Genomic DNA, 19122 nt, shown 5'->3' with positions numbered 1-19122 from the left:
TTTAAATCGCTTGGTTAACGTATAGTTTTAAATAATTTGTGGCCATGGTATCTGCAGTATATCTCTGCTCGAAAATTTCACGGCATTTAGCCCTATCAATTAAATGGAGTTGATTAATGCTAGCTGCTAGTTCAGTAACGGTATTGCCTTTAAACCCATTAATGCCGGGTTCAATAAATTCTGTAAAACAGAACCGGTCATAACTTATAACGGGACAACCGCATGCATTGGCCTCTATCATGGTGGTATTGAATGCTTCGCTATCTATAGTTGGAATTAATAAAGCCAGTGCTGAGTTAAGTAAAATCTGTTTTTGCTGATCATCCACAGGACCAATAAATCTAATTATCTCACCATCACATAAGTCTTTCAAATTGTCATTAAACCATTCAATTTCATGAGGATAATCTCCTATTTTCCCCGCAATAATGAGCTTTTTATTACTCTGTTTTGCAATTTGCACGGCCTCTAATATACCTTTACTTAACCCTATCCGTGCAATTATCACTAAAGGAGCATCTAAGGATACTTCTCTGTTATAAAATCTGTATAAATCTAAAGGCAGGCCATTTTGTACAAAGTCCCAATGTCCTGGTAAGTGCGCAGATTTATCTTTTATCCATTTTGAGCATGGGCAAAGCGTTAAATTTTTTGCCTTCAGAGCTAAAAACCTTCTAAAAGATCTAGTCTCTAGCTCTGCCATATGAAAAGTGTGAATTTTTCTTGTAGTATCCCAGATTCTAGGTAAAAGATAAATTAGTCTGCCATGGTTATGGATTACATCATATTTGTTTAGCAGCAAATGCTTCCATATTTTTTGATTGGTTTTCTTTTGGTCTAAATATGTCCCTATAGGAACAAATTTCACCCCAGGTTGAACTACGGAATCATCATGCCCCATCAATGTAACTTCATGGCCTCTGTTGGCAAGTTCATGCATTAGATACTGCACAATCCTTTCTTTACCCCCAACTGTAACGGCAGGAAAAGGAATGACCGGATTAACTATTTGAAGTATCTTCATTGAGGGAATTAATTAAGTTGATGTAGTGTTCGGCACAGATTTCCAATGTCAGGTTTTCTAAAATATATTGCCGTGGGGAATACCTGTTATTAGTTTTTAGAAACATTGAAAGTTTTTGATCGAAATCATTTAGTCCTTTAAATTTAAGCCCACATCTCTCATCCCAATAAGGTACTGATGAGGAAGGGGTAAAGCGAACTTTCTCGGGATAATAGGTGGGATCTATCCAATAGTCTTCACGATCCCATGCCAATATTGGCAAATCTGTTGATAAGATTTGTTGATATGCCATGCCTTGGGTCTCATGTTCACACAAAAATATAACAGCCTTACTTCTATCTAAACTGTCTTTCAGTAATTCATGAGTATATTTTCCATAAGTTATTACTTCATATTTTAGGCCATTTTGATCTAGTTTATCGAGAATAGGCCTTAGCATTTCAGATCGGTTGATTTCCTTATTCCAGAGAAACTTGCTATATATTAGGAAATCATTTTCTTTTACTGTATTTTTTGGACTCCATTTATTTGTATCAATCCCAACTGGCCAAGATAGTACAGATTCTTCACCGTAAACAGATGCGAACATTTTTTGCATCCATGGTCCCGGTACAAGAATTTTCTTGATGTTGGGGTATTTGTTCAAGAGATCGGGGTAATCTACAGGGTGTGAAAAGATACCAGGGCCAAATACAATGGGATTTTTCCAGTCGTATTTATCGAGCAAGTGGGGCTTTCCAATAATACATGCAATCTCAGCAGTATTTTTTTTGATATACTTAAAATCATTGAAGCGGTACGGAACCCCAAGACGTTCAAGGCCCGCAATTAAACCTAAAGCAACCATCATAATGCTACCTGGTTTTTCTTCACCCCGAATAATATGCCTAAGCAGTTTCCTTGGATAACGGTCGTATTTAAACCAACGATCGTGTTCCGGTTCCTGGTAGAAAATGTTTAAAGGCTTCAAAATAGACGTTTAATTTTTCTTCGCATGGACATGACTTTTTGCATGTTTTTAAAACCCAGTAAATTATAACCAAAACCTAAAGCCCCATTTTCAGGAATTTTAAACGAGGGATTGAGCTCAAGTATCCAATTATAAACATCCAATCCATCCATGGGATGGTCTTTTGCAATCCAGGTCGATAATGGCCATAGCGAAGTACACGCTGCGGCTATTCTACTTTCGTTCAACGTTCCTGATTCATTCAGTTTGGCTAAGATTTTTTTATAGATGTTTAATGACTGCCAGTTTGCGGCTTGCGATTTTAGTCCACTATAGTTCCCCTGCATTTGGTTAACATGTTTAACCCAATATCCGGCACAACCCGGTACAAATGCCAATCGGGGATTTAACAGACCGTATTCTAGAAGAAACATTCTATCCTCTCTAAGCGCAAAATCGGGTCTTCTTGGAACGAGTTTAACCTTATCGGTTCTGAATAACATTCCAAGGAAATGACTTCCATAGCGGGTACTTAATTGTAACTCCATAAAATCTTCCCATTCCACCATTTCGGGGTAAGCGGTTACAGCCTTTGATTCTAAGTCAAATCCATCTACTCTACTATACACTAATTGAGCTCCCGTCTGCTCAGCCTTTTGAAACTGCTTGTCAATTATACCACTTTCAAGAAAATCATCGCTATCCAGGAAACGGATATATTTTCCCTTCGCAATTGAGGTGCCTGCGTTTATAGCATAGGTTTGTCCCTGGTTGTCCTGCCTGAGTTTAACTATATCATCTTGCTCGAGCAGCCACGACCAGGTACCGTCACAACTGCCATCATCAACAACAATAATTTCGGTTTGACAAATTGTGTTTCTACAGCTTTCCACAGCCCTGGGTAAACACCATAACCGGTTAAATGTCGGTATAACAATACTTACGTCACACATTCTTTAGATAAATTTTTATGATCGGCGGTTACGTAGCCAAATCTGTTCTTTAACCTGATAAACCTCAACTCAAGGTAATAATATGAGGAATATGAAATAATAAACACAAGTGCCAGTTCAATTAAATAGGCAGGAGGAGGGTATTTTAAAAACTTTAAGGTCTCAGGAGTAAACAAAAAATATCGGTTGAGGTAATCTACGAACTGGTTCCAATAGGATGGAACAATAAAATGGTAAAGATAAATGCCATAACTTATTTTGCCCGTATTGATGAGGAGCTTGTTCGTGAAGATCATTTTTGTAAACTTGTTGTAGTTCTCATTAACTACATACATGATTAAGTTAATGGCAAGAATAGAATTAACTGCTCTGATCAAGCTTAATTTATAGCCAAATTGATTTATAAAGAAAAATAGAACAATAATTGGAAATAATAGTTTAAAGGCGGGTACAATTACTTTTCGACTAGCTGGATAAAATTCACTATAGGCCAATAATGCGCCAATTGAAAATGCTGTTATGCAGGGAGGAAGCAGAATATAAAAGAAATCCCCAAGAAAATAATCAAATGTCAGCGTACTTAAAATGCCGAATATTAAAGCTGTAAGGATGAAGGTTAAAAGATGCTTTCTTGGTAGAAAAATTATGAACCAGGGCCATATAAGATAAAATTGTTCCTCGACTGCCAATGACCATGTGTGGGTGATACTGTCCCATGAATTGGTTTTGAACACCAAAAAATTAGAGGTATAGGTCAGGTAGTAATCTAGGTTGGATATAACGTTCTGAGCACCTAGTAAACAAACAACAAATATTAGTAAATAATATATTGGAAAAATCCTTAATGCCCTTCTGATATAGAAAGCCCTTATTGTTCGAAATCTATATTCCTCGGACTGCTCCTCTCTCGCCTTTAATAATATCCGGGTTATTAGATAGCCGCTAAGAACAAAGAAAAGATCAACACCGAAATTTCCATCAGGGATAATTTTTTGAAAAATAAAAGTTAAAATTTCAGATTTAAAGGTATGTGGCCCCCAGTGTGTTATAATAACAAAAAAGACAGCTACAGCTCTTAATACATCTAATCCTTTTATGTACTTCATCTTAGCTGCTTACAAAATGTTATCTCTTTCCGAGCGTCCAATGCTTCGATATCCAAACAAACAGTGAAATAGCGGTCTGAAAATGTTTTTTACCGCGCTTTTCAATTGCGATGGATATTTTATAGTGAAGTTTCCTTTTAGCCTGTTCCAGATAGTAAGGTTGTTCTCCAATTTTTTTCTTAGCCTGTACGCATCAAGTAGATAAGGATGATGTTGGGTGTAATAACCTAAAAAATGCACAATCAATGGGTGGATAGTTGTATGGGGATACCAACTTTGGTGTAAGGGACTTGGATAGGCGGGATTGCTTAACTCAGCATGACCTTCAATTACATTCAGTTTATAATCTCCCTGGCATGCTTGTAAATCCCCCATAATTGTACCATCATCCAATATAGGATTTTGACCATTCATTTCCATTGCCACCGCCATTAATACCTCATCGTTTGAAGTACCCCTAAGCTTAACAAATCCGATTTCATCGTAACGCCTTTCCAAGTTTTGGGCTGTTTCATAGATCTGTTTAGCCAGATCACCGTTTTCTAGATAATATACACCTCCATTAAATTTGGGTATTTTTTTTAGCCGTAATTTTTTGCAAATAGATTCGATGTCACCAAACCATTCACCTTTTGAAATAAAATCACCGATAACTGAAACAGCGTGCCCGGCGAAACGGTCAAATATGGATTGGATATTTCCATAAATTAAGCAATCACTGTCTATAAATAATGTCCTACCTGGTGGTGCAAGCTTTTCCAAATGTAATTTAGTGGAGAAACCCTTTCCCAGTTGATTTTCAGTTAATGGAATTATACATACAAAAGGTTTTACATCCAATGGGATAAGATCCGGTCTGTCAGTTGCCAGATAGAACTTAATCCCCGTATCACTGTTCCAGTAATAAAACGAGCGGGCCAAATTTAGGGCAAGGTTTACGTAGAGGGGTTTCCCTGTGGCAATTGTCAATACATTTCTTTGCTCAGTCATCTTTTTTAGCTGAATCTGCACCAGTAATTACTCTAAAACAAAATTCATATGTTTTATTGTTAAATAGTTGCCTGAAACTTAGTGAGAGAAATACCCAGAAAAGTTTAAATAGCATTATGAGCCGTCTGGGAATTGAAGGCCTGGGAATCGTTAACAGGTGCTCCGGTGTACGTGTTTCAAGTGAGTTGATCATGTGCCAGTTTCTTGCAGTCGTTTCCAGGTAGCCTTCATGTTTAATTGGATGATTATTTTTCGGATCCTGTATTGCACAGACTAGCTTTGCTTGATTGAAAGTTCTAGTTAAGAAGTTTTCGAATCCGTCATGACCTAAGACATCTCCTTTAACAGCTGTTTTAAGCAATTCAAATGCAGACCTTATATGTCCGGTATTACAGAGGGACGGATTCGCCGAAAAGCCAAAATCGGTTTCGTAGAAATCTCCGAATAATTTTTTCTTCTTTTGCTCATCGCTAAGTGGGCCAAATTTGCTCAGTATTATCTGGGTCCAACTCGTATTGCTACTTATTTTTTTTAACAGATCGCTTATAGATATTTCTTCTTTGAAACTCCAGTCATCCTCTAGCCAAAAAAAATAAGGTGCATCTATAACCGTTAACGTTTTCGAAATGCTACTAACATACCCATTCCTTTTAAAGTGCTGAATTACAATATCTGGTTTTATGATTTGAAGGATCGCAGGATTAACTTCTCCATCAATAGCCAGAATAGTTTGATTAAACCTAAAATCAATATACTTTTTGAATGATTTCAGGGTACTCAGTAATAGGTGTTCCCTACCACTGCAGGTGAAAATAACCAGGTTTACGCTGGGATCACCTAAGCTCTTGTTGCCCATAAATTTTGTTCTGGTATATTTTCCTGTCCGATAAAATCATTGTTATTTACATCCTTAATTAGGTATCCATTATCTCTGAATAAATTAACTAGAATGTCAGCTTCTTTAAAAGCTTCTGGAATATATTCAAAAATGATGTCTTTTGGATATATATTATGACTGAACAGTTCTTTAAAAACATTGATTTCATGTCCTTCTACGTCTATTTTTATAAGATCTATATTGGAAATGCCATAGGTTTTAAGTAAATCTGGCAAACTCAACGTGGCTGCTAAGTAATTGTCTAATCCTACATTTTCTGAGTCGTGATTGATCATTGTATTTCCCATATTCCAATAGGCCGGGATATTAATGTTGACCACATTTTTTGAAGATCCAACAGCTCCTAAAATAGGTTTAATGTTCCTGAATTCATTGACTTGGATGTTGTTTAACAGATAGGTGAATGTTTTTGGGTTAACTTCTATCGCAAATATTTTCTTTTCAATAGAATTATCATCCTGTGAGCACTCCAGTGCATACTGACCAATATGTGCACCAATATCAAAAATTATTGAAGAATTTTTACCTAATCTTTTAAATAATTCAACGCTTTGTTTTTCATAGTTCCCGTGTAGATAGATCTGATACTGAACCCAGTCAGTAACATCAAGTACGAGCTTGAGTCCCGAAGGTGTTGTATATTTCAAAAGATCGAGCCTCCAGAATTTACGGATAAGATTCTGTATTCTCAATCTTGAAGGGAATTCTTTGGAAATCGCCAACCGGTATAAAAGGTTATGCTTCCATTGTGCTCCGGAAACTTTTATGATATTTTTTTTTTCCATGAGTGTTTAAATCTAGAAATTAATTTTGCCCTCCTCCAGCCAAGGATATAACTGATCTGTTTTAAAGGAAAGTTTTTGTAAGGGGTAGGTTTTTGATTTGGGTCTAGCACCTTTCCCAAATTCTCAGCTTCTAAGGTAAGGAAAGGGAATTCGGGATAAAAGGAAACCGCAACCTCAAAGAATATCCTGCTTAGCACTAAACGAACCTGCTGATCATCTTTCCGAGATAACAAATACTGCATTTTTAGCTTTACTGAATTTAACAGGCTTTTATGAGCGGTTTCAGAAGTCGAACTGCTGATGTTGTAATGATCTGTATGTTTTCTATAATATACCACTGCATTTTGAGCATATTTAATGCCCTTTGATTTTAATATTACCCGACACATAAACTCTCCATCATCGTCTAGTGATAGCGCTTCATTCCACTGGCCAGCGAGTTTAATAAGGCTAAATGGAATCAACCAGGAATGAAGGGCGATAAAACCTCCGTATTCTGGTCCGATCAAACTTCCACCATATAATTTAATAAGGAAATCAATAGGATCATCCGATTCTTCTCTGACCCATTCGTGAACAATAGGTTTTGCAAAGGGATCAGCATCATTTTGAAAATGAACGCAGGCACAGGTTGCTAGGTGGTAAGGATTGTTTAGTAACAAGTTAACCTGCGTTTCAATTTTGACTTCGTTTATTAAGTCGTCAGCATCCAAGAATTGTATATAGTCTCCCGTTGCTACACTGAGAGCTAGATTTCTTGCCGAACTGGCACCTTTATTCTGCTGGTTAAGAACAGTTATCTTCTTGTTTTTAAATTCTTTTGCAATTTCAAGTGAACGGTCTGTGGAACCATCGTCAACAATGATGATTTCAGTATTCGTCCATGTCTGATTTATCGCTGAACTTATAGTCTCTGAAATAAAACTTTCAGCGTTGTATACAGGAATAATTATTGAGACTAAGGGCAAGTTCATAGATCAGCTTCCAAAAATTTCTCTCCACCTATTGTTAGCCGATAAATGCTCAGGTATCGTATTGTCCTTAAACCAAGGCTCCCTAAGCATTTTTAGATATTCTTCAGGATTTTTATCTAACTCAATAATCCTGTCAATCAGTGGCGTAAAGTCTAGATTTTTCAATTCTATACGCATTTTTTGAGCTTTGCCTATCGTTTTAAGCTTGCGTCTAACTTTATAATATATACTACTATAGGTTGCAGGAAGATAATCTTTAAAATTATATTGACAGTTTTGTTCTAGGAAGTCTTTAATCGGTTTATTTGATGCCGGCAAATAATCTTTGGCATTGATAAAGCTTTGTTCGTTGAAGATATCTGTTATATTTGGATCCCCACAATAGATAGGGATACTGTTCATTTGCATGGCATCATATAATTTTTCTGTTTGATACCCTGGATAGGTGTAACTTTCGAAAGCTATTGTGAATTTATATGGTGTGAGGAACTGTCTCTTAATATCCCATTTGCTCCCAGAATATTGACTATCAATGGACGGCATATTATTCATCGATCTGCCGGGTGCATCAATCTTCTTGTATTTTGATAACTGTTTGAAAAAAGCTTCTCTATGTGGTATGATGTTGGAGTATAGAAAATTGCAAAATTTATCTTTTTTGCCTAAAATTTCCTCGGCATCTATTTCCTTTATTAAGGATTCTGGATTTAAACCATGCCACTGAATTCTTTTGTAATGGTAACTGTTGATTTCCTCCTCTCTGGGTACACCAAATGCCCATTCACAATTTGATAGATCGGGAGTGATGCATTCGCAATAGTAGCCGATACGGGTATAATTTCCCTTTTCAGGAACATTATTTCCATATGGGCCAAAAACAATAAAATCCGGATTTTCACTGTCAATAAAGTCATATTCATCAAGAAGACCGCCTAATATTTCCTTTTTGCTACTGTGAAACTCAATTCCATTCTGGAATTTTATCTTAATTCTTTTCTTCTGCATTAACGTAATAACTTTCTTGCTAGCTGATATACCGGGATAGCAATTGCTTTAACAAGCCAATCACTAAGAAATATTGGTAGTAAATACTTTTGATTGAGCTTTAATCTTATAGAATCAAATATCCAGGGCTTTTTATTAAAATTGCCGCTTCCAACGTGTAAAATTAATGGGCTGTATTTCCCATTTGGCAGCCAGAACTTGTAAGTTGCTGAACCTGGGATATTATCGAAAATGGGAGGACTTTTAAAAATATTCAGTTGATCTTCATAATTGAAATGTACAAGATCTCCCCAGATATTACCGTCATCAATTAGGGGATCTACAACATGTTTTGATAGGGCTATGGATAAAATGGGCTCATCGTACATTGTATTTTCATTTCTCTGAAATGGGCGGCCTGATAGATATAATATTTTGGCATAATCAAATATTTTTTCTCCCTGCTTGTTTTTAACCAAATAATAAAATGCACCACAGTATCGAATCATGTAGCCTAGATCAAATTCATTACTGGTAGCAGCAATATCTTCATCTACCCAAATGCCATTGGTCACTTTTGTGCCGATTACGCTTGGGGTCTCATCAAATTCATTAAAAATAAAATCGATATTTGAATAGATTAATGAATCTGCATCGATAAAAATAGATTTATAAGTAGGGGAAATTTCAAGTAAATGTAATTTAAATTCCAGGCCAGGTCCTACCTGAGATTTGGAGACGATTGCCTTTTTAACCCACTTTAGATCCCAAGGAAGACTAAAATCGCTGTTGGAGATGATATAAAATGGGATTTCTATTGAATTATGATGTTTGTAAGATCTGGCTAAGGTAAATGCCAGTGAAAGATATTTTTTTCCACTGGCATAAGTGAAATATGATTTGTCATTTTTCAACACTGATCGGGTTGTTGTCAATTTTTTACTTATGTGTTTTTCTTATCGTAACAAACTGAAGTTAAATTTTAGTTTGAAATAGATTGTTTTGAGTTTGTAGATAATATAACTGTCTCTTTTCCATTTGTAGTTAAAATATAGTTGGGGCATCATTGTTAGATTGAAGTATTCTTTTTTGTTTAATGATTTCGAAGTAACCGCATTCAAATGTGTTACCACAGACCTGGGGATTAAAACATTTTTAATCTGATATTTATTAAGGGTTCTTAAATAATCGCTATCTGCATACCAAAATTTATATTTTTCGTCAAAATACCCTATTTTATCAATTAGCGAGCGCTTTATCAAGAAACACCAGCCTGAAAAAAAACCTTCGTACCCCTCTACCGCTTCCATGTTCATGTTTACCCCATTATCTCTTTGTATCAATGGGCAGAAAGTGCTTGCGCTCAAAATTGAATCATTGTTCTTCAGTACCGATAGCATCTCGGTTGCCCATTCTTTATGAAAGATCAGATCATTGTTGCAAAAACAGATTAAATTTTCAGATGTGTTCTTCAAACCAATATTTAGGTATCTGTTAAAACCAAAACTTTCTTTGGGGTATAGTGTCGTCGTATTTTTGAATTGAAAAGGACTTAGCTTTTTTTCGGACTCTAACACCAAAATGTTGAAGTGGATTTTTTTAGGGTCTTCAGAGCTCAGCAGTGTTTGGATTGTCTGTGTAGTTAATTGTTTTAACTCCTCACTCTTTGCATAGCTTAAAATCACAATGTCAATTTTTACAGGCTTGAAATTTGGATCTTCAGAGGTCATTGTTTTACTTTCTCCCGAGAATGTTTTTTAAATGAGAGGCGGTTTTATAATAATAGTGTGCCAGCCTTGGACTTCCAAAAAGCTGAAGGATCCGTTTTGTTAAATGAAGGCGCTGCCTAGAAATGAAGTTTAAATGAAAATCTGCTTCAGTTGGAGAAAAATAGTTTTTCGACATATTTTTTATCCTGTATAAGCTTAAACAATCAGCAGGTTTTATCAAAGGGTTTTGATTCTGTAAGGATAGCCAACCTTCATAATAATAACGATCTGTGGTCTGAGCAGGAGAGGGGCAATTTGATAGGTATTCTCCCGAAGCATACCAATAATTATACCAGATCCAGCCACCTGCATATCCGTTGTTTTCCTTATTTTCTTTTAGAATGGCAGGGAATAAGCCAATTTTGTGTATTCCATTTTTGTTTAGCAATTGAAGATTCTTTCGCCAGTTTTCAAAGGTGTTGGCCAAAAGAGATATCTCCTCGGTTGATCTTGAATGCATGTTGTGTGCCATTCCTTTGGTGTGAAGGTAAATGAAGTTGTCTTTTGGAAATTGAAGAGCCAAATCGTGTATGAGCTTTATGCCAGGGTATTCAAAAAGATTCTTATCGTTAGAACTTATTACAGCAGATGGAGCTATTTCCTTTATTAAGCTCTTAACCTTAGGTAATAAATTGAAACAATCTGTAACATGTATATATAAATCAGCTTCAGATAATATTCCATAACTTTTTAATTGCAGCAATTGACCCGAAATAATACCTTGCCAATTTGAGTTGGGATTTATGAAAACATAATAAACAATTTTAATGTTGTTCTTCGGGTTTGTTAAATCAATATCAATATCCAAGGGGTAATGGTCGTCAGCAATGTTATAGATTTTATCCTCTATAATTATTTGCAGAAATTTTTTATCCTCTGTTTCAGTGCGGTCAAATAATTGAGAAAAATTGCATTTATTCTGTATTGAAATACGATCTTCTTTTATAAATTGTTGAGCCAGTTCGCTAACATCAATGGCGTCCAAGGGAATCATCTCCATATTAAAAGTGCCATAAAATGCAGACATGTTTTTAATTTTTTTCATAGATGTCGGCTAACTTGGACTATTCGATAACATACCTCTTAAATACTTAAATAAGTAATAAGGCGTTTTGTAGAAAAAAAATCCTTTATAGAATCTTAAGGTCTGAGCAATCGCCAGTCTATAAGCCTTCTTTCTAGAAAATTTATTGGCAAGTAATATCATTACATACTCATTAAGTGTTTTAAATTCAGCTTGGCACCTATTATTGTAAGAAAGGCTGACGGAGGCGAGTGGTAACTTTCTCTTCCATTTTTCATTAAATTTATTGACGTTAATTATCCATTGTGAATTTAGTTTTCCGCTTGATAAATGTTCGATCAATATGTCATATACAACAAATATCTTGAAATCCATTTGGTGGATCTGCAGGCAAATATCTATATCATAGAAATGATAATCATTAAAAGTTGAGCTGTCAAAACAGATGGTTTCAAAGAGACTCTTTTTTATACAGATCCAAACGCCATCCAATACGATAACTTCGCTCTTGTCTTGATTGTTGCCCGACACAGATTTTGTTTGGAGTGTTGGGGTTTTGCTTTTGGTATCTAATAATTGCTGATTGACCAAGTTTCCTCCCCACCAAGAACCTAACATTTGTGGAACATAAGGACTGCCTGCAATGCCTATGGCGCCTGTTCTCTCGTTTTCAAAATACGTATGGACTTTATCTCCCCAATTTTGGGTATGGTATAAAACATCGTCATGCATAAAGCACAAAATGGAACCGCTACTTTTTGATACCCCAATGTTATAGGCTTCAAAAATTGTGAGGTTATTGGCCGAGTTGTCAACCGCTATGATTTCAAAAGGAACACCTATGGTTGAATTGATATTCGAAACCAATTTTGGGTCAAGTCGTTCGTTTCTCGAACATATAATAATTGAAATCAATAATATAGAGATTGAATTTTAAGTTTGGCGTAAACAAAGATCAGGTATAACCTGGTAAGTATACTTACTTTAGCCCCGTTATTGAATGCAGCTTGCTGTACATAAAATCTTAATGGGATGAATTCTTTTCTATGTATTTTATTTAGATAGTATTTTATGAAATTTTTAATCTTATCCTTTTCAAATTCTTCATCTTTTTGAAGGCTGCTTGTACCTCCTAGCGTGAAATTCGCGATTATATGATCAACATATTTAAAAGTAAATTCTGCGAATGCCCTTAAATTAAGGTCATGATCTGCCAATACCTCGTATTTTGGGTTAAAACTTCCGATTTTTGCGAAAAGACTTTTAGGGTAGAATATGCCCTGATGGGGAATGTTGTGACTGAGCAGTCTTTTTAGGTCAAACTCACCACCGTAAACAGTGCCATCTTTAATGAACTCATGCCTGCCGTTCATTTTTATGTTCCCATAGATGACTTTTTCGTTCCCCTGACTTATGAGTTCAGCAATTCCCAGCATAACATTTTGATCATAGATGGTGTCATCACTTCCCAGAAAATAGAGATAAGAGCCACCAGCTTTTTCTATTCCTTTATTCATGGCATCATATATCCCTTCATCTTTTTCGATATAATATTTTATTGGCAGCTGAGATTCATATTGCTGAATAATCTCGATTGTTTTGTCAGTTGAGCATCCATCAATAATCAAAACTTCAATGTTTTCAAAACTCTGGACAAGGATTGACTTTATGCATTCGGCAATTGTTTTTTCCGAATTGAATGTGGGGATGATGATAGAAAGTAATGAACCCTGCAAATTCTATTATTTTATTGATAACTCAGAATAAACTGATTTTAAATTATTCAATGCCCCACTGTTTCTCAGTTTGTGAGATTGTTTTTTTCCATTACGTGATGAAAGCGTTCTAAAAGTATCATCATTCCATAGCTGAAAAACTTTATTGCTTATTGAGTCTATGTCATTTGGATTGAAAATAAAGTTATCATCATTGATTGTATCAGGTAGAGATGTTGTGTCGGAGCATATAACAGGGATACCCAACAAAAGCGCTTCCATCAACGGAAAACTCCCTGCTTCATAAAGTGTTGGTACAACAACTCCTGCACAGCTTTTATATAAGCTATATAGGGTAACCTCATCAACGATTCCAAGAAAATAGATTTTATCCTGCAAGTTATTGCTTTCAATATATGGCAGAAGATGGCTATAATAATAATCGGTTTTATGCCCGGTACATACCAATGTAATATCCTCTGCCGATTGTTTTTGCAATTGTACTAAGGCTTTAAATAAGTTTAAATGATTTTTATGTTCCCAGGTATTTGAAGGAAGAAAAAGAAACTTTTTTGGTAGATTGAACTGGGTAAGTTCTGATATATCCTGTTCATTAAATTTATCCAACCATAAATTTTCCATATCTAATAAACACACCTTCACATTAGCCTCATCAACTTTGAAAAATTTGACTAGATCAGCTTTTATATGCTGATAACTAACAAGAATGCAGTCCGCATTTTTAATGTAATTTAAATATTGAACCGCACGAAAAGCCCTGTCTTCTGCTGAAAAATATTCTGGATAATGTAATTCCTGAACATCGTGCATTGTACAAATAGATTTAACCCCCTTAACCATTGGTAGATATTGATATGGACAATGAATAATTTCGATGGTATGTTTTTTGCAGAGTGTGTTTAACGAAAATTGCTCAATATCTATATTTTTTATAAATGAGGGGAGCAGGTAATTCCTGAGTTTATTAAAAATCTTCAGTGAAATGGGTGAAATTAATTTTACTAGTTTGACTTGCTCATAGTCGTTTATGATCGCTACTATTTCAGGGTCGTTATTGTGATGTAAAACAAAATAGTGATCTCTTTTATTGTTGGCTAAAATTTTCAGTAATGCTACAGCATACTGCCTTATTCCGCCCATTTCCTGATTAATATTAGGGATGTAGTATAAAATATTCAATTTAACCTCAAGTTATATAAAGCTGTAGTTTTAGTTTCCAGTGACTTTTGAAATCCGTGGTTTAAATAAAGCTTTTGTGCTTTTAAATTTGTTTTGTCAACCGAAAGGGAGATAGCCGTTTCATCATTTTGTTTTGCTAGATCGATTAATCTATTCATCATTTTATTACCAAGACCTTGGTTAACATATCTATCTGCTACGGCTAAACCTAACCATAGAATATCGCCTTCCTTTTCTAAATGGCCATAGGCTACGGGATAATCTGATTCATTTAATATTAAAATTGTAGCTAGGTGGTTGTGTATGATTTCGATTGGTCTCGATTGAAAATAACGGAAATTCTCAGCCCCTTGTTTTAAATCTTCAATAAACAGACGGACCGACTGTACATCCGCGTTAATAAATTTAATTGTTCTCATCAAAAAAAAATCTGATCTGGTTTGAAACCTCGATAACCTGAGTATCTGTCAATGTTGGGTAGCTAGGCAGATTTATTCCCTTAGAGCTCAATTCAACGGCTACTTGAAAATTATGTATCTTATTTAAATACATTGGCATCGTGTGAATTGGAAAAAATAACGGACGGGTTTCTATTCCCCTTTCAGTAAGATAATTTCTAAGAAGATCACGGTTGACACCATTTGTTATCAATATAGAACACATCCAAAATGTATGTTTGACCTCTTTACAAGCTGTGTGGAACCTAACTGGTAAATCCTTAAGTTTTTCCTGGTATAGTTCGGCTATTTGGATTTTTCTACGGATGAAATACTCTACCTGTTCCAACTGTGCAAGTCCAATTGCAGCGCAAATATTTGTCATTCTATAATTATAGCCAATAACATCATGCCAGTAGAAGGTGTTTTTTGAAAGTCCCTGTCCTTTAAAGTGAAGAACCCTTTCATGAAGATTTTGATCATTTGTGACAACCATACCACCTTCACCTGTCGTAATCATTTTGTTCCCAAAAAAACTAAATGTTGCTATATCTCCAAAAGTGCCAACATGTTTTCCTTTGTACTCACTGCCAATTGCTTCAGCACAATCTTCTACCAGGAAGAATTTATGCTCTGTTGCTATCTTTTTAAGGGAGTCCATTTCACACGGGTGTCCATAGAGATGAACAGCCATTATTGCCTTTGTTTTTGATGTTATTTTACTCACTACATCACCTGGGTCCATTTGCCAGGTGTCTACAAGTGAATCAACGAAGACCGCTTTGGCGCCAGTATAACTTATGGCATTTACAGATGCTATATAGGTAAGTGTTGGTACAATTACCTCATCGCCTGGCCCGATACCTAAAGCAATTAAGGCGACGTGCAGTGCCACTGTACCGTTGGACACAGCTGCGGCATATTTTACATTAATAAAAGCAGAGAAAGCATCTTCAAACTGATTTATAAATTTTCCCTTTGACGATATCCATGTTGAATCTAAACATTCATTGACATACTTTTTTTCGTTTCCATTTAGAGATGGTTGATACACTGGGATAGTTATATCCATATTTTTTTAAAATTATTATTTTGAATTAATAGTATCCCATCTACAGTCAGCAAATACACATCCATAGTCAGCTCCAGAAAATAGATGAAAATCAGTACCTGTTTCTAACACTTCAAAGAAAATTTTGTCTATAATTTGTTCAATTATCTGAACATTGGGAATGTGTATTGCAATGGATGCTTTATAATCACCTGGTGTCAAAAGATTATTAGGTATGGTGACGGTAAATTCTGTTATGCCTGTGCTGCTAACCAGTTCATTTATCTGCTGTTCGGATGTGAATATACACCTGTCTAAAGTGTCTAGTATTTTTATTCCAATTAATGCGTCAATACATCGTGAATCTATCATGCAGTTTAAGCGTAGTATTATATTTTCATCATGTTCAAAACTAATCTTGCGAGATTGATTTCCATCTTCAGTATTTATTTTTAGAATATTTGCGTTTTCATTCAGATTTTTATAGAACGGCTGCTTACTTGATTGCTGTAGCTGTACATAGGTTTTAATAACTCTGTCGATATTTCCTTGTGTTAACATTGAACCTTGGTCTAGAATAACTCCAGTACGACATAATTGCTTCACTGCCCCCATATTGTGGCTTACAAACAATACCGTTCTGCCTTCACCTCTACTCACTTCACCCATTTTGCCCAAACACTTTTTCTGGAACTCCGCATCACCAACAGCCAATACCTCATCTACGATCAAAATCTCCGATTCCAGGTGCGCAGCAACAGCGAAAGCCAAGCGCACGTACATCCCAGATGAGTATCGTTTAACAGGAGTGTCTAAATAACGCTCAATCCCTGCGAAATCGACAATCTCTTCCAGTTTTCGTTGGATTTCTTTTTTGCGCATGCCGAGAATGGCGCCGTTCAAAAAGATGTTTTCGCGTCCGGATAGTTCTGGATGAAAGCCTGTACCCACTTCCAATAAACTAGCTATTCTACCCCTGCCACTGATTTTGCCAGTTGTAGGTGCAGTGACTTTACTGAGTATTTTAAGTAATGTGCTTTTGCCTGCACCATTGCGGCCAATAATACCAACTGCGTCACCTTGTTCAATTTCAAAGTTGATGTCCTTTAAGCTCCAGACCACATCACTGTCACTTTTAGTGTGTTGGTTATTGCTTTCACCTATGCGTAAAAAAGGATCTTCTTTCCCGCGTATGTGTGCATACCATCGCTCCAGATCACGGCTGATCGTACCGGTACCGATCTGCCCCAATTGATAAGCTTTGCTCAGGTTTTCTACTTTTATGGCAATGTTATTCATTAAATAATTTTTTTCCTTAAAATCCTGTTCAGCACAGGTTTAAATCTCCATTCAACTGCCTTATGATAAAAAATACTGATTGAACAGAGAATGATAATCAATATAGTTGGTAACATGAACTCGGCTGGATAAAAGTGTTTGCCAAATTTATTTATAAGTAAAACACCAATAGGCTCGTGAATTAAATATAGGAAATATGAGGATACTCCTATATCTAAAATGTATTTGTTTTTTAGCGGTTTTAGATATTTTGGAAAATAACAGAACACGCCGAATAATCCGAAAAATATAATCAATATAATCCTGCCTATATTTTGATCAAAAAAATATATTGTATAGGCTATAAACGCAATTAGCGCTAAAATCACGGATAAAGGAATCTTTTTCTGTGATCTGTTATGATTGTAAATAATAAAGAATAGTGATCCGGTAATAAAATAAGGGTAAAATTTCCATAGATCGAATACCTGCATAAACGATTTTATATAAGGAATTGGGTTATTCGGAATAATATAAACCGATAATATGTGGGTTGCGATTATTAATGCAAATGAGATTATCAGTAAATTAGAAAGAAACCTCGTTTTATTAAAATAGAAAATTATACTTACCAGTACATAGAATTGTATTTCAGTCCATAAACTCCAATAAGATCCGTTAAGGTAATCAAAATTGTATTGCTTAAAGAGCGTATGCAGTATGGCAGGGTGTATGAATGTTAAGCTGAAAGCGAAATTTTTTGCCTCATGTGCCGCAGGAAAAAGGTTATGGCTGTCAAACAAGTTCATGAAAGCATAAATGATGACTGCGGAGATGAGCATTGAGGGGAGCAGCCTTATTAACCTATTTTTCCAGAACAAGAGTATGGTTTCTGTATGGCTAAGGGTATAAAAAATAACAAAACCACTAATTACGAAAAAGAAATATACGCCCATATAACCATAAGTAAAGAAATTATATTGGGTTGTATAAGGATAATATGTAGGCCATCTATTAAAAAAATGGTATAGAAGCACCGGGATGATAGCAAGTGCTCTGAATGAATCCAGTAAAGAGATTCTGTTATTGAGAGCAGCCATTAAACAGTATCGACAAAATTTCTTTCCACTTTATTGAAAACAACAATTCCGAATGCAAGGAGGGCCAATGTAACTACAATAGCATACCCAAAGCCATCCCAACTAAAACTGCCCTCGCCTAAAAATCCATATCTAAAAGTTTCAATAATGGGGGTCATTGGGTTATATTCGATAATCCAGGCATAATCAGGATACTTTTTAATTGCCTCAGATAAAGGATAGATAACCGTTGTGGCGTACATCAGTAACTGAACACCGAAGCCAATCAGAAAAGCCAGATCGCGATATTTCGTTGTCATTGCTGAAATAATCATACCTGCACCTAACCCCAGTAACGCCATTAATATTACTACAAAAGGAAATAGCATAATAGCCCAGCTTACACTAAAATTTGCGCCTGAGAAATAATAATATGCCATTAGAATTAAAAACAGGAACATTTGTACTCCGAAGCGGATTAAGTTACTAGCGACAATACTGAGCGGCATAATTAAACGCGGGAAATAGACCTTTCCGAAAATCCCTGCATTGTCCCTAAAAACAGTAGAGGTCTTGTTCAAACAGTCTGCAAAGTAATTCCATGCGGTGATCCCAGCCATATAAAATAAGGGCTTAGGAAGGCCGTCGGTAGAAATCCCAGCAAGGTTACCAAAAACGAAAGTGAAAATAACGGTTGTAAATAATGGCTGTATAAAAAACCACAACGGTCCCAATATGGTTTGTTTGTAAAACGAAACAAAGTCCCGGCGAACCATCAAAACCAGAAGATCCCGGTAGGCCCAAATTTCCTTTAGTTTTAAATCGAATATAGGAGCCCTTGCCTCAATGGTCCAGTTTTGATCTTTGTTTGTATCTATATTCATCATGTTTTAAGAGGTTAACCCT

20 protein-coding genes are annotated in these 19122 nt (G+C 35.7%); all 20 read right to left on the bottom strand.

The features are described from left to right. Position 1: 1 nt before the first annotated feature. Genes LQ201_RS04460 through LQ201_RS04370 form a run of 20 tightly spaced genes read right to left on the bottom strand, consistent with a single transcriptional unit; the run spans position 2 to position 19103 of the window. Entirely contained in the window at positions 2-1024 is a 1023-nt protein-coding gene (locus LQ201_RS04460) for a glycosyltransferase (protein WP_230145534.1), read from the bottom strand. Next, positions 1002-1994: a hypothetical protein gene (locus LQ201_RS04455; protein WP_230145533.1), complete on the bottom strand. Its 993-nt coding sequence runs from the start codon at positions 1992-1994 to the stop codon at positions 1002-1004. The genes LQ201_RS04460 and LQ201_RS04455 overlap by 23 nt, the downstream gene beginning before the upstream one ends. Then, positions 1991-2926: a glycosyltransferase family 2 protein gene (locus LQ201_RS04450; RefSeq protein ID WP_256449144.1), complete on the bottom strand. Its 936-nt coding sequence runs from the start codon at positions 2924-2926 to the stop codon at positions 1991-1993. The genes LQ201_RS04455 and LQ201_RS04450 overlap by 4 nt, the downstream gene beginning before the upstream one ends. Continuing rightward, the gene (locus LQ201_RS04445) at positions 2914-4032 is read right to left on the bottom strand and encodes an acyltransferase (RefSeq protein ID WP_230145531.1); all 1119 of its coding nucleotides are present in this window, start codon (positions 4030-4032) and stop codon (positions 2914-2916) included. The genes LQ201_RS04450 and LQ201_RS04445 overlap by 13 nt, the downstream gene beginning before the upstream one ends. A 9-nt stretch (positions 4033-4041) precedes the next feature. After that, positions 4042-5022, bottom strand: a complete 981-nt coding sequence (locus LQ201_RS04440) for a hypothetical protein (RefSeq protein WP_230146604.1) — start codon at positions 5020-5022, stop codon at positions 4042-4044. Next, a complete protein-coding gene (locus tag LQ201_RS04435) occupies positions 5015-5878 on the bottom strand; it encodes a hypothetical protein (RefSeq protein WP_230145529.1) in 864 nt (287 codons plus the stop codon). Before LQ201_RS04435 ends, LQ201_RS04440 begins: the two co-directional genes overlap by 8 nt. Beyond that, the gene (locus LQ201_RS04430; protein WP_230145528.1) at positions 5860-6705 is read right to left on the bottom strand and encodes an FkbM family methyltransferase; all 846 of its coding nucleotides are present in this window, start codon (positions 6703-6705) and stop codon (positions 5860-5862) included. Before LQ201_RS04430 ends, LQ201_RS04435 begins: the two co-directional genes overlap by 19 nt. Next, a complete protein-coding gene (locus LQ201_RS04425) occupies positions 6684-7679 on the bottom strand; it encodes a glycosyltransferase family 2 protein (RefSeq protein ID WP_230145527.1) in 996 nt (331 codons plus the stop codon). Before LQ201_RS04425 ends, LQ201_RS04430 begins: the two co-directional genes overlap by 22 nt. 3 nt (positions 7680-7682) lie before the next feature. Next, positions 7683-8684, bottom strand: coding sequence for a glycosyltransferase family 10 domain-containing protein (locus LQ201_RS04420; protein WP_230145526.1), 1002 nt, complete (start codon positions 8682-8684; stop codon positions 7683-7685). Further along, positions 8684-9577, bottom strand: a complete 894-nt coding sequence (locus LQ201_RS04415; RefSeq protein WP_230145525.1) for a hypothetical protein — start codon at positions 9575-9577, stop codon at positions 8684-8686. The genes LQ201_RS04420 and LQ201_RS04415 overlap by 1 nt, the downstream gene beginning before the upstream one ends. Before the next feature lie 42 nt (positions 9578-9619). Continuing rightward, positions 9620-10393 carry a glycosyltransferase family 2 protein gene (locus LQ201_RS04410; RefSeq protein WP_230145524.1) on the bottom strand — a complete coding sequence of 258 codons (774 nt, stop codon included), beginning with the start codon at positions 10391-10393 and terminating at the stop codon, positions 9620-9622. Between the two features lie 4 nt (positions 10394-10397). Continuing rightward, entirely contained in the window at positions 10398-11477 is a 1080-nt protein-coding gene (locus LQ201_RS04405; protein ID WP_230145523.1) for a hypothetical protein, read from the bottom strand. A gap of 9 nt (positions 11478-11486) precedes the next feature. After that, positions 11487-12371 carry a glycosyltransferase gene (locus LQ201_RS04400; protein ID WP_230145522.1) on the bottom strand — a complete coding sequence of 295 codons (885 nt, stop codon included), beginning with the start codon at positions 12369-12371 and terminating at the stop codon, positions 11487-11489. Next, the gene (locus LQ201_RS04395) at positions 12368-13192 is read right to left on the bottom strand and encodes a glycosyltransferase family 2 protein (protein WP_230145521.1); all 825 of its coding nucleotides are present in this window, start codon (positions 13190-13192) and stop codon (positions 12368-12370) included. Before LQ201_RS04395 ends, LQ201_RS04400 begins: the two co-directional genes overlap by 4 nt. A gap of 6 nt (positions 13193-13198) precedes the next feature. After that, complete coding sequence (locus LQ201_RS04390; RefSeq protein ID WP_230145520.1) at positions 13199-14332, bottom strand: glycosyltransferase family 1 protein; 1134 nt, start codon at positions 14330-14332, stop codon at positions 13199-13201. Between the two features lie 35 nt (positions 14333-14367). Then, positions 14368-14790 carry an N-acetyltransferase gene (locus LQ201_RS04385; RefSeq protein WP_230145519.1) on the bottom strand — a complete coding sequence of 141 codons (423 nt, stop codon included), beginning with the start codon at positions 14788-14790 and terminating at the stop codon, positions 14368-14370. Beyond that, positions 14777-15880 carry a DegT/DnrJ/EryC1/StrS aminotransferase family protein gene (locus LQ201_RS04380; protein ID WP_230145518.1) on the bottom strand — a complete coding sequence of 368 codons (1104 nt, stop codon included), beginning with the start codon at positions 15878-15880 and terminating at the stop codon, positions 14777-14779. Before LQ201_RS04380 ends, LQ201_RS04385 begins: the two co-directional genes overlap by 14 nt. A gap of 15 nt (positions 15881-15895) precedes the next feature. Continuing rightward, positions 15896-17158: an ABC transporter ATP-binding protein gene (locus tag LQ201_RS04375; protein WP_230145517.1), complete on the bottom strand. Its 1263-nt coding sequence runs from the start codon at positions 17156-17158 to the stop codon at positions 15896-15898. After that, positions 17158-18237, bottom strand: a complete 1080-nt coding sequence (locus LQ201_RS25700; protein ID WP_371823032.1) for an acyltransferase family protein — start codon at positions 18235-18237, stop codon at positions 17158-17160. The genes LQ201_RS04375 and LQ201_RS25700 overlap by 1 nt, the downstream gene beginning before the upstream one ends. After that, positions 18237-19103, bottom strand: coding sequence for an ABC transporter permease (locus LQ201_RS04370; RefSeq protein ID WP_230145516.1), 867 nt, complete (start codon positions 19101-19103; stop codon positions 18237-18239). Before LQ201_RS04370 ends, LQ201_RS25700 begins: the two co-directional genes overlap by 1 nt. Positions 19104-19122: the final 19 nt, after the last annotated feature.

It is taken from the genome of Pedobacter sp. Bi126 (assembly GCF_918698245.1).
Lineage (GTDB): Bacteria > Bacteroidota > Bacteroidia > Sphingobacteriales > Sphingobacteriaceae > Pedobacter.
Note: the sequence above shows the minus strand (reverse complement) of the source record. Positions and strands in the feature narration are given on the sequence as shown.

What these genes read in the sequence shown, in the direction of transcription:
- LQ201_RS04460 (WP_230145534.1), bottom strand. Translation starts at nt 1,024, where the DNA reads ATGAAGATACTTCAAATAGTTAATCCGGTCATTCCTTTTCCTGCCGTT.
- LQ201_RS04450 (WP_256449144.1), bottom strand. Translation starts at nt 2,926, where the DNA reads ATGTGTGACGTAAGTATTGTTATACCGACATTTAACCGGTTATGGTGT.
- LQ201_RS04445 (WP_230145531.1), bottom strand. Translation starts at nt 4,032, where the DNA reads ATGAAGTACATAAAAGGATTAGATGTATTAAGAGCTGTAGCTGTCTTT.
- LQ201_RS04440 (WP_230146604.1), bottom strand. Translation starts at nt 5,022, where the DNA reads ATGACTGAGCAAAGAAATGTATTGACAATTGCCACAGGGAAACCCCTC.
- LQ201_RS04435 (WP_230145529.1), bottom strand. Translation starts at nt 5,878, where the DNA reads ATGGGCAACAAGAGCTTAGGTGATCCCAGCGTAAACCTGGTTATTTTC.
- LQ201_RS04430 (WP_230145528.1), bottom strand. Translation starts at nt 6,705, where the DNA reads ATGGAAAAAAAAAATATCATAAAAGTTTCCGGAGCACAATGGAAGCAT.
- LQ201_RS04425 (WP_230145527.1), bottom strand. Translation starts at nt 7,679, where the DNA reads ATGAACTTGCCCTTAGTCTCAATAATTATTCCTGTATACAACGCTGAA.
- LQ201_RS04420 (WP_230145526.1), bottom strand. Translation starts at nt 8,684, where the DNA reads ATGCAGAAGAAAAGAATTAAGATAAAATTCCAGAATGGAATTGAGTTT.
- LQ201_RS04410 (WP_230145524.1), bottom strand. Translation starts at nt 10,393, where the DNA reads ATGACCTCTGAAGATCCAAATTTCAAGCCTGTAAAAATTGACATTGTG.
- LQ201_RS04405 (WP_230145523.1), bottom strand. Translation starts at nt 11,477, where the DNA reads ATGAAAAAAATTAAAAACATGTCTGCATTTTATGGCACTTTTAATATG.
- LQ201_RS04390 (WP_230145520.1), bottom strand. Translation starts at nt 14,332, where the DNA reads ATGGGCGGAATAAGGCAGTATGCTGTAGCATTACTGAAAATTTTAGCC.
- LQ201_RS04385 (WP_230145519.1), bottom strand. Translation starts at nt 14,790, where the DNA reads ATGAGAACAATTAAATTTATTAACGCGGATGTACAGTCGGTCCGTCTG.
- LQ201_RS04380 (WP_230145518.1), bottom strand. Translation starts at nt 15,880, where the DNA reads ATGGATATAACTATCCCAGTGTATCAACCATCTCTAAATGGAAACGAA.
- LQ201_RS04375 (WP_230145517.1), bottom strand. Translation starts at nt 17,158, where the DNA reads ATGAATAACATTGCCATAAAAGTAGAAAACCTGAGCAAAGCTTATCAA.
- LQ201_RS25700 (WP_371823032.1), bottom strand. Translation starts at nt 18,237, where the DNA reads ATGGCTGCTCTCAATAACAGAATCTCTTTACTGGATTCATTCAGAGCA.
- LQ201_RS04370 (WP_230145516.1), bottom strand. Translation starts at nt 19,103, where the DNA reads ATGATGAATATAGATACAAACAAAGATCAAAACTGGACCATTGAGGCA.